Origin of the sequence: Phenylobacterium sp. (genome assembly GCF_004297125.1) — a bacterium.
Taxonomy (GTDB): domain Bacteria; phylum Pseudomonadota; class Alphaproteobacteria; order Caulobacterales; family Caulobacteraceae; genus Phenylobacterium.
In genome coordinates this window covers 273,909-286,942 of record NZ_SCVD01000019.1, presented here as the reverse complement: position 1 = coordinate 286,942, position 13,034 = coordinate 273,909, and the positions used below count along the sequence as shown (strand labels likewise).

Annotated in this window: 15 protein-coding genes; 6 read left to right on the top strand and 9 right to left on the bottom strand. The window is 70.1% G+C overall.

The genetic code is table 11. The features are described 5' to 3' along the window. Positions 1-98 precede the first annotated feature (98 nt). Positions 99-1,940, top strand: a complete 1,842-nt coding sequence (locus tag EPO51_RS09715) for an ABC transporter ATP-binding protein (protein WP_293349323.1) — start codon at positions 99-101, stop codon at positions 1,938-1,940. On the opposite strand, the gene EPO51_RS09710 is transcribed toward EPO51_RS09715, so the two are convergent. The 4 genes from EPO51_RS09710 to pdxH all read right to left on the bottom strand — a co-directional run bounded on the left by EPO51_RS09710 (position 1,937) and on the right by pdxH (position 6,346). Further along, positions 1,937-2,449, bottom strand: coding sequence for a GNAT family N-acetyltransferase (locus EPO51_RS09710; RefSeq protein WP_293349321.1), 513 nt, complete (start codon positions 2,447-2,449; stop codon positions 1,937-1,939). The genes EPO51_RS09715 and EPO51_RS09710 overlap by 4 nt on opposite strands. A gap of 1 nt (position 2,450) precedes the next feature. Next, positions 2,451-4,097: a long-chain-fatty-acid--CoA ligase gene (locus EPO51_RS09705; RefSeq protein ID WP_293349319.1), complete on the bottom strand. Its 1,647-nt coding sequence runs from the start codon at positions 4,095-4,097 to the stop codon at positions 2,451-2,453. 81 nt (positions 4,098-4,178) lie between these two features. After that, positions 4,179-5,675, bottom strand: a complete 1,497-nt coding sequence (locus EPO51_RS09700; protein WP_293349317.1) for a bifunctional aminoglycoside phosphotransferase/ATP-binding protein — start codon at positions 5,673-5,675, stop codon at positions 4,179-4,181. Next, on the bottom strand, positions 5,672-6,346 hold the full coding sequence (gene pdxH / locus EPO51_RS09695; RefSeq protein ID WP_293349315.1) for a pyridoxamine 5'-phosphate oxidase: 675 nt from the start codon (positions 6,344-6,346) through the stop codon (positions 5,672-5,674). The genes EPO51_RS09700 and pdxH overlap by 4 nt, the downstream gene beginning before the upstream one ends. 75 nt (positions 6,347-6,421) lie before the next feature. On the opposite strand from pdxH, the gene EPO51_RS09690 reads away from it, so the two are divergent. Together EPO51_RS09690 and EPO51_RS09685 are read left to right on the top strand one after the other, a co-directional pair. Beyond that, positions 6,422-7,114, top strand: a complete 693-nt coding sequence (locus EPO51_RS09690) for a DnaJ domain-containing protein (RefSeq protein WP_293349313.1) — start codon at positions 6,422-6,424, stop codon at positions 7,112-7,114. Positions 7,115-7,223: 109 nt separating this feature from the next. Beyond that, positions 7,224-7,661 carry a hypothetical protein gene (locus EPO51_RS09685; protein ID WP_293349311.1) on the top strand — a complete coding sequence of 146 codons (438 nt, stop codon included), beginning with the start codon at positions 7,224-7,226 and terminating at the stop codon, positions 7,659-7,661. A 13-nt stretch (positions 7,662-7,674) separates the two neighbouring features. Here EPO51_RS09685 and EPO51_RS09680 read toward each other — a convergent pair whose 3' ends face one another. From EPO51_RS09680 to EPO51_RS09670, 3 genes are all read right to left on the bottom strand, one after another. Then, on the bottom strand, positions 7,675-8,289 hold the full coding sequence (locus EPO51_RS09680) for a GNAT family N-acetyltransferase (protein WP_293349309.1): 615 nt from the start codon (positions 8,287-8,289) through the stop codon (positions 7,675-7,677). Then, on the bottom strand, positions 8,286-8,765 hold the full coding sequence (locus EPO51_RS09675) for a GNAT family N-acetyltransferase (RefSeq protein ID WP_293349307.1): 480 nt from the start codon (positions 8,763-8,765) through the stop codon (positions 8,286-8,288). Before EPO51_RS09675 ends, EPO51_RS09680 begins: the two co-directional genes overlap by 4 nt. A gap of 61 nt (positions 8,766-8,826) precedes the next feature. Further along, positions 8,827-9,054, bottom strand: a complete 228-nt coding sequence (locus tag EPO51_RS09670) for an AbrB/MazE/SpoVT family DNA-binding domain-containing protein (protein ID WP_293349305.1) — start codon at positions 9,052-9,054, stop codon at positions 8,827-8,829. A 97-nt stretch (positions 9,055-9,151) separates the two neighbouring features. Here EPO51_RS09670 and thrB point away from each other — a divergent pair, with 97 nt between their 5' ends. From thrB to EPO51_RS09655, 3 genes are read left to right on the top strand one after another with little or no spacing between them, the layout of a single operon-like run. Beyond that, complete coding sequence (thrB, locus tag EPO51_RS09665; protein WP_293349303.1) at positions 9,152-10,120, top strand: homoserine kinase; 969 nt, start codon at positions 9,152-9,154, stop codon at positions 10,118-10,120. Continuing rightward, positions 10,117-10,587: a ribonuclease HI gene (gene rnhA, locus EPO51_RS09660; RefSeq protein WP_293349301.1), complete on the top strand. Its 471-nt coding sequence runs from the start codon at positions 10,117-10,119 to the stop codon at positions 10,585-10,587. Before thrB ends, rnhA begins: the two co-directional genes overlap by 4 nt. A gap of 57 nt (positions 10,588-10,644) precedes the next feature. Continuing rightward, positions 10,645-11,091, top strand: coding sequence for a MarR family winged helix-turn-helix transcriptional regulator (locus EPO51_RS09655; protein WP_293349299.1), 447 nt, complete (start codon positions 10,645-10,647; stop codon positions 11,089-11,091). Positions 11,092-11,111: 20 nt separating this feature from the next. Here EPO51_RS09655 and EPO51_RS09650 read toward each other — a convergent pair whose 3' ends face one another. Both EPO51_RS09650 and EPO51_RS09645 read right to left on the bottom strand, forming a co-directional pair. After that, positions 11,112-11,576 (bottom strand): hypothetical protein, encoded by a 465-nt coding sequence (locus EPO51_RS09650; protein ID WP_293349297.1) that lies wholly within the window; start codon positions 11,574-11,576, stop codon positions 11,112-11,114. Continuing rightward, positions 11,573-12,991, bottom strand: a complete 1,419-nt coding sequence (locus tag EPO51_RS09645) for a M20/M25/M40 family metallo-hydrolase (protein WP_293349295.1) — start codon at positions 12,989-12,991, stop codon at positions 11,573-11,575. Before EPO51_RS09645 ends, EPO51_RS09650 begins: the two co-directional genes overlap by 4 nt. Between the last annotated feature and the right edge of the window lie 43 nt (positions 12,992-13,034).

Below are 13,034 nucleotides of genomic sequence, written 5' to 3'. Positions count from 1 at the left end.
GCGCCATAGTCCCCAGGTCGCAACGCCGACCGGGGAGCCACCAATGAAAACCTTCATGTCCGAACCGAGAGCTCCCATCCATCTTCAGGACATGAAGCATGCCTTCGCAAATCCGGAGGGCGCCGGCGCCAGACGCCGAACCTAGCGACCTTCCGCCTCCGCCGCCCCGCGCGGCGATCTCCACCGACGTCCAGACGCCGGCCCCGCGCACACGCCTCCACCGCTTCCTCTCATACTACCGGCCGCACCTGCCGCTGCTGGCGGCCGACGTGGCCTGCGCGGTCTTCGTCGCCGCGACGGCGCTGGCCCTGCCGCTCTGCGCGCGGGCCGTCACCCAGCGCCTCCAGGCCGTAGAGGGCGCGCATGCCGCGCTCGCACCGATCTACGCCCTGGGCGGGTTGATGCTCGCGCTCCTGGTCGTGCAGACCGCCAGCTTCCTCTTCGTGGACTACAAGGGCCACGTCATGGGCGCCCGCATGGAGGCCGCACTGCGGCGCGAAGTCTTCGAGCATTGCCAGAAGCTCTCCTTCAGCTTCTACGACCGCCAGCGGGTGGGCCAGCTCATGAGCCGGGTCACCGGCGACCTCTTCAATCTGGGCGAGCTTTACCACCACGGACCGGAGGACCTGGCGATCGCCGCGCTGAAGCTGGTGGGGGCCGTGGCGATCCTGAGCCTGCTCGACCTGCCTCTGACCCTGCTGATCGTGGGCCTGATGCCGCTGGCCGTGCTCTATGCGCTGCACTTCAACCGGCGCATGGGCCAGGCGCTCAAGATCAGCCGGGCGCGGATCGGCGAGATCAACGAGCGGGTGGAAGACTCGCTGTCCGGTATCCGGGTCGTGAAGTCCTTCGCCAACGAGGACCTGGAGGTCCGCCGCTTCGAGGCCGAGAACCAGCGCTTCCTGGAGAGCCGCCGGGCCGGCTACCTCAGCGAGGCCTTCTTTTCAGCGGGTACGCAGACCTTCGCCCAACTCCTCACCGTCGTGGTCATCGTCGGCGGCGGCGTCCGGGTGGTCCAGGGCGCGCTGGGCGTGGCCGACCTGGTGACCTTCCTGCTGTGCGTCGCCGTCCTCGTCGACCCGATCCAGCGCCTCGCCAACTTCATGCGGCTCTGGCAGCAGGGCTGGACCGGCTTCACCCGGGTGATGGAGATCCTCGAGGTCCGGCCGGACATCCGCGACCGGCCGGGGGCCACGGACCTGGCCCGAGCGCGCGGGGCCATCGCCTTCCGCAATGTGGGTTTCCGCTACGAGGGCGGAGGCCAGGTCCTGAACGACCTCTCGCTGGACGTCCGGCCGGGCGAGTTCGTGGCCCTCGTCGGGGCCTCGGGCGTGGGCAAGAGCACGCTCTGTGGGCTCATCCCGCGCTTCTACGAGGCGACGGAGGGCCAGATCCTGGTGGATGGCCACGACATCCGCGACCTGACCCTGGGCTCGCTGCGCCGGAACATCGGGGTGGTGCAGCAGGACGTGTACCTGTTCGCCGGCACGGTGGCCGAGAACCTGCGCTACGGCCGGCCCGGCGCGTCCGAGGCCGAGGTCGTGGCCGCCGCGAAGGCCGCCAACGCCCACGGCTTCATCATGGCCCTGCCGGACGGCTACGACACCGACATCGGCCAGCGCGGGGTGAAGCTGTCGGGGGGCCAGAAGCAGCGGCTGACCATCGCCCGGGCCTTCCTCAAGGATCCTCCCATCCTGATCTTCGACGAGGCCACCAGCGCCCTCGACAACGAGAGCGAGCGGGCGGTCCAGGAGGCCCTGCTGGCCCTTGCGCGCGAGCGGACGACGCTGGTGATCGCCCACCGCCTGTCCACCGTGCGCAACGCCGACCGAATCCTGGTGCTCACGGAACGGGGGATCGCCGAGCAGGGCAGCCACGACGCCCTGATGGCCGCAGGCGGCGCCTACGCCGGCCTCTACCGGACGCAGGCCAGCATCTAGAGGGCCTTTTCGAGCACGTCGAAATAGAGGCCCGCCTGCGTCGGCCGCCCGAACCGGGTGTCGTCGTAGGGGAACGGCTTCGTCCGTCCCGTCACCACATAGCCGCGCCGCACGTACCAGGCGATCAGGGTCTCGCGCTGGTGGATGACCGTCATGTCGATCTTCCGGCCGCCGCGGGCGCGGGCCCAGTCCTCGCTGGCCGCCAGCAGGGTGCGTCCCAGGCCCGCGTCCTGCCGGTCGGGCCGCACAGTCAGCATCCCCAGATGCCAGCGGCCGTCCGGATGCTCGTCCATCCGCACGTGGCCCAGGTGCTCGCCGGCCTCGTCGCGCCAGATCAGCAGATGCGCGCCTGGCGTCGCCAGGTCGTCGCGCAGCAGCGACTCGTTGATCCGCTCGCCGTCGATCAGATCCTCGACGTTCCAGCTCGCCTGCGGGCCGGTCTCGCGGAACGCGCGGTTGGTGAGCGCGATGATCTCGGGGTGGTCGGCCTCCACCGCCGCCGTGAGCATGCTACGCGCTCTCCTTGGCCTTCGTCGTCGGCAGGACGTAGTCCTTCATCCGCTCGCGGATCAGCTTCTTGTCGATCTTGCCCGTGGCGCCCAGCGGGATGTCGTCGACGAAGACCACGTCGTCCGGGGTCCACCACTTGGCGATCTTGCCTTCCAGGAAGGCCAGGAACTCGTCCTTGGTCGCCTCGACCCCCTCGCGCAGCTTCACCAGCAGCACCGGGCGTTCGTCCCACTTGGGATGCAGCGCGCCGATCACCGCCGCATTGGCCGCTTTGGGGTGGCCCATGGCGATGTTCTCGATCTCGATGGAGCTGATCCACTCGCCGCCGGACTTGATGACGTCCTTGGCCCGGTCGGTGATCTGCATGAAGCCCTGGTCATCGATGGTGGCCACGTCGCCGGTGTCGAAGAAGCCGTCCTCGTCCAGGATTTGCCCGCCCTCGCTCTTGAAGTACTCGCCCACGACGAACGGGCCCTTCACCTTGAGTTTGCCGAAGGTGGTCCCGTCGTGCGGCAGCCGCTCCTCGGCGTCGTTGACCAGCTTCATCTCGATGCCCAGCGGCGGGCGGCCCTGCTTCAGCTTCGAGCGGAGTTGGGCCTCGTCGTCCATGGCGGCGATGGCCGCGGTCGGCGCCGCGATGGTCCCCAGCGGCGACAGCTCGGTCATGCCCCAGGCGTGGGTGACGTCCACGCCGTACTCGTCGCGGAAGCCGCGAACGATGGCCTCCGGCACCGCCGAGCCGCCGATCACCACCCGCTTCAGCGTGGTCAGCTTGCCGTTCGTCTCGCGCAAGTGGGTCAGGAGCATCTGCCAGACCGTCGGCACGGCCGCCGAGAAGGTGACGCCCTCGCTCTCGATCAGTTCATGCACCGAGGCGCCGTCCAGCTTGGCGCCGGGCATCACCAGTTTCGCGCCGGCCGCGGGGCACGACAGCGCCAGCCCCCAGGCGTTGGCGTGGAACATCGGCACCACCGGCAGGACCGTCTCTGTGGCCGAGAGGTCCATGACGTCCCGCCCCATGGTGATGATGGTGTGCAGGAAGTTCGAGCGGTGGGAGTAGAGCACTCCCTTCGGATTGCCGGTCGTGCCCGAGGTGTAGCAGAGGCCCGCCGCAGTGTTCTCGTCGAAGCCGCCCCATTCGCAGTCGGCCGACGCCTGCTCCACCAGGGTCTCGTAGCAGAGCGCGCCCGGGAAATTGACGCCCTTCATGCCGTCCGCGTCGGTCAGCACGACGACGTGCTTCACCGTCGGCATCTTGGCGCGGTTTTCCAGCAGCACCGGCAGGAAGGTCAGGTCCGTCAGCAGGACCTTATCCTCGGCATGGTTGACGATGTAGCAGAGCTGCTCGGCGAACAGCCGCGGGTTCAGCGTGTGGCAGACGGCCCCCATGCCCATGATGCCGTACCAGGCCTCGACGTGGCGGCCGGTGTTCCAGGCCAGGGTGGCGACGCGGTCGCCGGGGCCGACGCCCAGCGCCTTCAGCGCATTGGAGACCCGTTTCGCCCGCTCGTGGATCTGGGCATAGGTGGTGCGCACGATCGGCCCTTCGACCGAGCGGCTGACCACCTCGCGGTCGCCATGCCAGGCCTTGGCGTGGTCGAGGATCTTGTCGACCGTCAACGGCCAGTTCTGCATCAGGCCCAGCATCTGCGCGTCTTTCCCCTAAGTTATCGGCTGTTACTTATCGGTCTCGATTAGAGAGACGATGTCGTCTCCGCAACGGCAGCGTCAACCAACGCTGTCGTTCCAGGCCCTTGCCGCCTCGGCGGTCGGCGCCTGGGCGTCCACCACCGGCCAGCCCACCGGCGTCTTCAGCCGGTCCACCTGCTCGTGCAGCACGGCCACCGTGGCGTCCGACGCGTCGCCGGTCCGGCCCGCCACGCGCGCCTCCAGCACCTCGACCGGGGCGTCCATCCACGCGCCGCGGAACGGCACGCCACACTCGGCGGCCAGGGCCTCGACGCGGGCCCGCAGCCCGGGGTCGATGAAGGTGGCGTCCAGCACCACCGCGCGCCCGGCCTTCAGCAGCGCCCGCGCATTGTCGATCATGGTGTCGTAGGTGCGGACGTAGAACTCGGCGGTGTAGGCGGCCGGGTCCATGGTGCGCGTGGGGGGTACGTTCATCAGCCGCTTGCGGATCTCGTCGGTGCGCAGGATCACCGCCCCCGGCGAGGCGCCCAGTCCCGGGGCGACCGCCCGCGAGAAGTGGGACTTGCCCGAGCCCGACAACCCGCCCACGGCGGCCAGCACCGGCGGCGGCGGCGACAGGTGGCCGATCGCGGCCTCCACATAGGCCCGCGCCGCGGCCGGATCGCCGGAATGGGCCGACACATGCGCGCGCACGCCGGCCCGCACCGACAGCATCAGCGGCAGCGAGGCCAGCCCGCCCCAGATCTCGGCGGGGAACCGGCGCGCCGCCTCGTCCATATAGGCCGACAGCGCCCGGACCGCGGCGTCGCGGCGGCCGCGGAAGTCCAGATCCATCAGCAGGAACGCCAGATCGTACTGGACGTCCAGGTCCGACAGCAGGTCGCTGAACTCTATGCAGTCGAACAGCACCGGGCGACCGTTCTCCAGCAGGATGTTGCCCAGGTGCAGGTCGCCGTGGCAGCGCCGCGCGAACCCGGTGGCCGACCGGTGCGCCAGCAAGGGGGCCTGCCGCTCCAGCTCGGCCTCGGCGAGCGCGATCATGGTCTCGACGCGCCCCTGGTCCAGCCCCTCGCAGGTCTCGCGCAGGAGCTGGGCGTTGGAGCCGACGGTGAAGGCGAGCGCGGTCAGCCCGCCCGCGGGCCGCAGCGGCGCGGTGGCGTGGAAGCCCGCGATGGTCCGCCCCAGCGTCTCGGCCAGGTCGCCATCGACGATCTCAGGGTGGGCGGACAGCACCGCCCCTTCGTCGAAGCGGCGCATCTCCAGCACGTGGTCCAGCACCTCGCCGCCGCCGCCGAGGGCCAGCGAACCGTCCGCCTCGCGGGTGATCGTCCGCACGGCGCGATAGATGTCCGGGGCCGCGGCCTTGTTGAACTCCAGTTCGCGGTCCAGCGCCCACTGCCGGCGTTCCAGGGTCGAGAAGTCGGCATAGCCCAGGTCCGCATGACGCTTCATCTTCCAGGCGGCGTCGGGCTTCAGGAAGACGTGGGCGCAGGCGGTGTCGATCTGGCGCTCCGCGCCGGCCTTCAGCCAGGCCATGATCTCGGCTTCGAGGGCGGTCGGCGCAAGCCCGCTCAAGGAAACAGCCTGCGCGTCGTCCAGCCGCCGGTCGCACGCTCGAACACCAGCCGCTCGTGCAGGCGGAACGGCCGGTCGCGCCAGAACTCGAGGCTCTGCGGGGCCACGCGGAACCCCGACCAGTGCGGCGGGCGCGGGACCTTGCCCAGTCCGTAGCGGAGCCCGACCTCGGCGATCTTCTTCTCCAGGGCCAGCCGGTCGGGCAGGGTCCGCGACTGGTCGGACGCCCAGGCGCCGAGCTGCGCCGGCCGCGCGCGGGTCGCGAAATAGGCGTCCGCCTCCTCGGCCGTCGTCGGCGTCACGGTCCCGCGGATCCGCACCTGGCGGCGCAGGGACTTCCAGTGGAACAGCAGCGCCGCCTTCGGCTGACTGGCCAGCTCCTGGCCCTTGGCGCTCTCCAGGTTGGTGTAGAAGACGAAGCCGTCGGCATCGACGCTCTTCAGCAGCACCATCCGCACGTCCGGCAGGCCATCGGCGTCGACCGTGGCCAGGGCCATGGCGTTGGCGTCGTTGGCCTCCTTCTGGACGGCCTCCTGGAACCAGGCGTCGAACAGCGCGAACGGATCGGTCTCGCTGAGCAGCGCCGGCGGTTCGGCGGAAGCCACCTGGCGGACGTAGTCGTCCTCGCTGGGCGACGGCGGGATGAGGGTCTTGTCGGTCACCGGCGGCATATAGCGCGCTCGAGGTCCAAGCGAGAAGCCCGGCTTAACGGAGCGTTGACCCCGTTTACCGTACGGTCCCCGCTGATGACTCGGCCGGCGCCCGAACTGTCCCTCAAATACGCCCGCGAACTGCTGGGCGTCAGCTCGGCGTCCACCCCCGCCGAGGTCCGCAGGGCCTTCCGCGAAGCCGCCAAGCGCGCCCACCCCGACGCCGGCGGCGACGAGGACCATTTCCGCCAGGTGGTCGACGCCTACCAGCGCCTCCAGGACCCGCTGGGCGAACGCTTCGTCCAGGCCCCGGCGCGAGCCCGGCCCACCCCCGAGCCCGACCTGGAGATCACGCCGCAGCTCGCGCTGGAGGGCGGCGACGTCGACCACCGTCTGCCCGACGGCCAGCTCATCCGCATCAGCCTGCCTCCGGGCCTTCGCTCCGGCGACAAGGTGCGCGCCGCCGGTTCCGAACTTTGCGTCTACATCCGCGCCCACGACGGCGTCCTGGTGCGCGGCGACGACCTCTGGATGACCGCCAAGGTCGCGCCGGGCCTGCTCAAGAAGGGCGGCCGCATCACCCTCGAGACCCCCATCGGCCGCCGCAGCGTCTGGATCGACAGCAAGGCGGCCGAGCGCGGCCTGGTCCGGGTCGAGGGCGAGGGCCTGCCCGCCAGCGGGCGCCGCCCCGCCGGCCACCTCTTCGTACGCCTGACTGCGACCGCCGGCCTCGCCGACAGCGCCGCCCTGGCCCTCCTCCGCCGCTTCGCCGCCGCCTGGGCTGCCTAAGCGCCGCAGGCGCAGTCTTCTAGAACCACGTCGGCGCTGGCGCGCCGGCACGCTCCCGAACCTGGTCCAGTTCTTGCTTAACTATACGCAACGCAATGGAGTGCAGCGTATGGCTATCGACGGTATCGGCGCGATGCTTTCCCTGGGGACGCCCACGGCGTCGAAGGGCCTTGGTCAGACCGACAAGACCGACAAGACCTCCGACCCGGCCGACGCCGCCAAGGCTCGGGCCGAGGCCGCGGCCGCACGGGCGAAGAGCGAGCTCGACGAAGTGCGCGAGAAGGGCCTCTACGCCTGGGCGCAGGAGAAGAAGTTCGAGGCCCTGAAGGCGAAGATCGAGAAGGAGATGAAGGCCAAGAACGGCCTCGACGACGCCTCGCTCGCCGCCATGTCGCCCGAGGAGCGCTCCAAAGTGCTGACGTCCCTGGAAGCCGAGATCGCCAAGCGCATCCAGGAGGTCATGCAGGAGACCCTGACCGAGGAAGCCAAGAAGGCCGCCAAGGAAGGCCGCCCTGCCCAGCCCATGATCATCGACATCGCCGTCTAGGGGCGAACCGCGCCTACAGCCGATGCCGCTGGCGCCACTCGTCGCGGGTCAGTTCCCAGTAGACCGAGCGCCGCGTCGTCCCGTCGGGGCGCACGGCCTCGCGCTCGCCCATGCGCCGGAAGCCGGCCGCGTCGATGCCCTTCTGCGAACGGACGTTGTCGAGGGCCGCGGTCAGGCACATCAGCCGTACGCCCAAGGTCTCGAAGATCCAGCCGAAGGTGTGCGCCATGCCGACGCCGCCCTGGCCACGGCCCTGCAGGTCGGCACGAACCGCCCCGGCAAGCTCTGCCGAGGAATGCTCCGGCCAGACCGTGATCCGGGAATAGCCGGCCACCGCGTCGTCCGCGTCCAGCGAGACCAGCAACAGGGCCTCGCCGGCCAGCGCCTGGGCCTGGTTCTCCACGACCCAGCGGGTGACGCTGTCTTCGTCGATCGGGCGCGGCAGGTCGTAGATCGGCCCCGACACCCGCGCGTCCGACAGCAGCGCCACCAGGGCGGGCACGTGCTTCAGCTCCGCGCGCTCCCGCCCGGGACCCAGGGTGGCGACGTCCACCGTGCGGACGGCATGGCGAATGGCTTCGGCCTCCGAGGCCGAGGCGTGGAGCACGGTCTTCGGCGGCGCGCTCATGACCCCGCGAGGCGTTCAAGCGCCTCGCCGTCCAGCCGCCGCACGGTCCAGTCGTCCTTCCTGCTGGCCCCGAGGCTGTCGTAGAATTCGATCGAGGGAGTGTTCCAGTTGAGCACCGCCCACTCCAACCGGCCCAGGTCGGCGTCCATGCAGCGCTGGGCCAGCTTGCGCAGCAGGGCCTTGCCGGCCCCGACGCCGCGCGCCTCCGGCCGCACGAACAGGTCCTCCAGGTAAATCCCGGCCCGCCCTTGGAACGTGGAATAGTTATAGAACCACAGCGCGAAACCTACTGGCTGCCCATCGTGCTCGGCGATCTCGCAGAAGCTGCGCGGGTTCTCCCCGAACAGGTCGCGACGGATATCGACCTCGGTCGCCTCCACCTCGTGCAGCAGCCGCTCGTACTCCGCCAGCTCGCGGATGAAGGACAGGATCAGCGGCGCATCGGCGAGGGTCGCCACCCGGACAGTCACGCTCATGTCGCAAACTAGGCATTCCCGTCCGGGAAGGCCAAGCCTCACGCGTCCGAGGGCCGTCCGTTCAGCCCTCGAACCGCTCGAAGGTGCGGTTGTAGCGGCGCAGAAAGGCGCGGCCGCGGGCGTGGGGGTCGTCGATCCAGCCCTCGCGGGCCGTCGCCTGCAACGACCCGTCGGCGGTCGGCGCAAGCTGCAGCGTATCGCCGACACTGAGGTGAAGGGCCTTCAGAACCTCGTCATCCAGAACGACCGCCACCCGGTCTCCGATGCGCTCGACCTTCAGCTCGATCATGGGTTCCTCCCGCGAGGCCCCATGTTTTAGCACGCGACGGCGCGGAGATCACGACGGGCCGCTTGACGACTCCGTGGGGGTCGCCCATCGGGGGCGCATGGCGGTCTACACCGACATCACCGACGACGAGCTGGCGCAGCTGCTGGCCGAGTTCGACCTGGGCGCAGCCCTGTCGTTCAAGGGCATCGCCGAGGGCGTGGAGAACTCCAACTTCCTGCTTGAGACCGAGGCCGGGCGCTACATCCTGACCGTCTACGAGAAGCGGGTGAACGAGGCCGACCTGCCGTTCTTCCTGGAGTTGATGCGGTGGCTGGCCCGGCACGGCTATCCCTCGGCCGAGCCCAAGGCGGATCGCGCCGGCGAGCTGATCAAGCGGGTGCGGGGCAAGCCCTGCGCCATCGTCGAGTTCCTCAACGGGCTGTCGGTGCGCCGGCCGACCGCGGCGCATTGCCGGGAGGCCGGCGCCGGCCTGGCGGGGCTGCACCTCGCCTCGGCGGGCTTCCCGCTGCGCCGCGAGAACGATCTGGGCCAGGCGGCCTGGGCTCCGATGTTCGCCAGGCTGCACGGCGCCGCGGAGGGGCTGAAGCCCGGACTGTCGGAGGTGATCGCCCGCGACCTCGATATGCTGGCCGCGCGGTGGCCCAGCGGCCTGCCAACCGGCGTGGTCCACGCCGACTACTTCCCGGACAACGTCTTCTTCGCCGGTCCGAAGTTCGCCGGGACCATCGACTTCTATTTCGCGTGCGTGGACGCCTTCGCGTACGACGTGGCGGTGGCGCTGAACGCCTGGTGCTTCGAGCCGGACGGCAGTTTCAACATCACTTCCGCGCGCCAGTTCCTGAGCGGGTACGAAAGCCTGCGGCCGCTCGGCGACGCCGAGCGCGCGGCCCTGCCGATCCTGGCGCACGGGGCGGCGATGCGGTTCTTCCTCACCCGGCTGCACGATTGGGGCGCGACCCCGGCCGGCGCCCTGGTCAGGCCGAAGGACCCGCTGGAATACGAGCGCAAGCTGGCGGTGCATCGCAGCTCGCCCGACCTGGTGCTGTTCGGGACGCCGGCGGCGTGACCCCTGGGGTGGTGATCTATACCGACGGCGCCTGCTCGGGGAATCCGGGTCCGGGCGGCTGGGGCGCGGTGCTCATGCATGGCGCGACCACCAAGGAGCTGTCCGGCGGCGAGCTGGCCACCACCAACAACCGCATGGAGCTGATGGGCGCCATCGCCGCGCTGGAGGCCCTGAAGAAGCCCTGCCAGGTCGAGCTGCACACCGACAGCCAGTACGTGATGAAGGGCATCTCGGAGTGGATCCACAACTGGAAGCGCCGGGGCTGGAAGACCGCCGACAACAAGCCCGTGAAGAACGACGATCTGTGGCGGCGCCTTGACGAAGCCCGTGCGCGTCACGACGTGAAGTGGCGGTGGGTGAAGGGTCACGCCGGCCATGAGTTCAACGAGCGCGCCGACGAACTCGCGCGCCAGGGGCTCAGGGAAACGGTGGAGGCCGCCGCAAGTCTTCCTTCAATGTCGAAATAACTCGTTCGATATTGAAGGATAATCTTCTCCTGCCGAGGATTCGCCAGGAGGGGTCGTATGGGCGCGGTGATCGAGGAACATCCGGAAGTCCAGGTCTTCGACGAGATCAGCCTGATCGAGCATGGTGTGCGCGTGGCGATCTCGCGGGCCCTGCCGGTGGGGCTGACCTATCCGCAGTACGAGGTTCTGAACCTCATCGCCCGGCGCGGCGACGACCTCACGCCGGCCACCATCGCCGAGGCGCTGAAAATGACGCCGGGGGCGATCACCAACACCCTGCAGCGGCTGGAATGTACGAAGCTGGTCTCGGTGGAGCCCTGTACGGCCGACCGGCGCAAGAAGCGCGTGCGGATGACCTCCGCCGGGCGCGAGGCCTATGGCCGCGCCATGGCCGCCATCCGCCCCAAGGTGGAGAAGCTGCGCGAAGGCTTCACCCAGAAGGAATTCCGCGAGGCCCTGCCGTTCCTGCGGGCGCTCAGGGTGTGGATGAGCGACATCCACTAGGACCGGCGGCCCTCCCGGGCCTAGAGTCCCTTCACCTTCGCCAGGTTGGTCTTCGGGATGGCGATCTGGAAGGCTCCGCCCATCTTGCCCTTCTCGCTCGCCGTGTCGGCCCAGGCCGCGGTGAAGGCGGCGGGCGTCGGGCCGGCGGGGTCGCCCACGGCCAGGGTCCAGCCCTTCCCGTCGAGGGCCTTGGTCAGGACCGCGCGCAGGTCCTGGTCTTCGGCCGGCGGATCGGCGGGCGGCTTCAGGAGGCTGTGCAGGATCAGGGCGTCGGCCCGCGGCGCCACGACGGCCAGCGCCGCGCCCGCCGGCAGGTCCTTCAGCGCGGCCAGGAAGCCGGAGAGGATCGTTCGCGCCCGCGTCGTTCGCCGGTCGCCGCCGGCCCGCGACACCGTCTCGGCGCCGACACGCACGAACGCCCATCCGCCGTTGCGATGCGCGGCGTCGTGGCTGGCGGCGATCCAGAGGCGGACGGTCTCCGTCACTTGGCCTCGGCGTAGAGCTTCACCAGCCGGTAGCTGAACTCGCGCGCGTCCAGCAGCGACTTCACCCCGATCCGCTCGTTCAGGCCGTGCAGGCGTCCGAGATCGGGGTCGTAGAAGATGCCCGAGACGCCGTAGGTCGGGATGCCCACCGCGATCAGCGGCCCGGCGTCGGTGCCTCCCGCCTGCATCAGCGGCACCACCGGAATGCCCGGCCACATCTGGGCCGACACCTTCTCGATCGGGCCGACGACCTGCGCGGTCAGGGGCGGCGCGGTCTTCTCGCCGCGGCCCTTGGGCGCCTGGGACACCTCGACCTTGGCGTCGCCCACCGCCTTCACCAGGGCGTCGCGCACGGCCGCGGGCGGCTCGCCGGGGAAGATCCGGCAGTTGATCGTGGCGTTCGCCCGCTGGGGCAGGGCGTTCTGGGCGTGGCCGCCGGAAATCTGGGTGGCGACGCAGGTGGTGCGGAGGATGGCGTTGTAGTTGGCGTCGCGGCTCAGGATGGCGTTCGCGCCGGCGTCCGCTGGGTTCGCGACGATGGCGGTCATGGCCGCCCCGGTCTCGCCGCCGACCACCGAGGCCATCTTGCCGAAATAGGCCCGGGTGGTGTCGTTCATCTGCACCGGGAACTGATAGCCGGCGATCCGGTCGATGGCCTTCGCGAGCTGATAGATCGCGTTGTCCGGCACGGGGCGCGAGGAGTGGCCGCCCGGGTTGGTGGCTTCCAGGCGGAAGCTGACCGAACTCTTCTCGCCGGCCTGGATGTTGTGCACCACGGGCTTGCCGCCGGGGGCGTCGAGCGCCCCGCCCGCGCCCTCGTTCAGGGCGAACGCGGCGTCGATCAGCTCGCGGCGGTTCTCGGCCAGCCAGGCGGCCCCGTTGACCTGTCCGCCACCCTCCTCGCCGCAGGTCAGCGCGATCTTGATCCCCCGCCGCGGCTTATAGCCCTCCTGCTTGAAGCGGATCAGCAGGTCGGTCCAGATCGCCGCCTGCGCCTTGTCGTCCGACGACCCGCGCCCATAGAAATAGCCGTCTTCCTCGACCAGGGTGAACGGATCGCGGGTCCAGTCCTCGCGCTTGGCCTCGACGACGTCGATGTGGGCCAGCAGCAGGATCGGCTTCGCCTTGGCGTCCTTGCCGGGCAGGACCGCGACCAGACCGCCGTCCTTGGGCCGGTCCGGCGGGGTGAAGAGGGTGATGTCGCTGTCCGCGAAGCCCGCCGCCTTCAGCCGCGCGGCCATGCGTTCGGCGGCCAGGGTGCAGCTTCCGGCCGAGAAGGTGGTGTTGGTCTCGACCAGCTCCTTGTAGAGCGCGCGGAAGCCGGCCTCGCCGGGCTGTTGCGCCCCTGTCTGGGCCTGGGCGGCCGACCCGGCGACGAGCGTGGTGGCGGCCAGAGCCGCGGCGAACCTGAACATGGAACCCTCCCGAAAGCGGGCGGACTATTCCACCGCCCGGCGG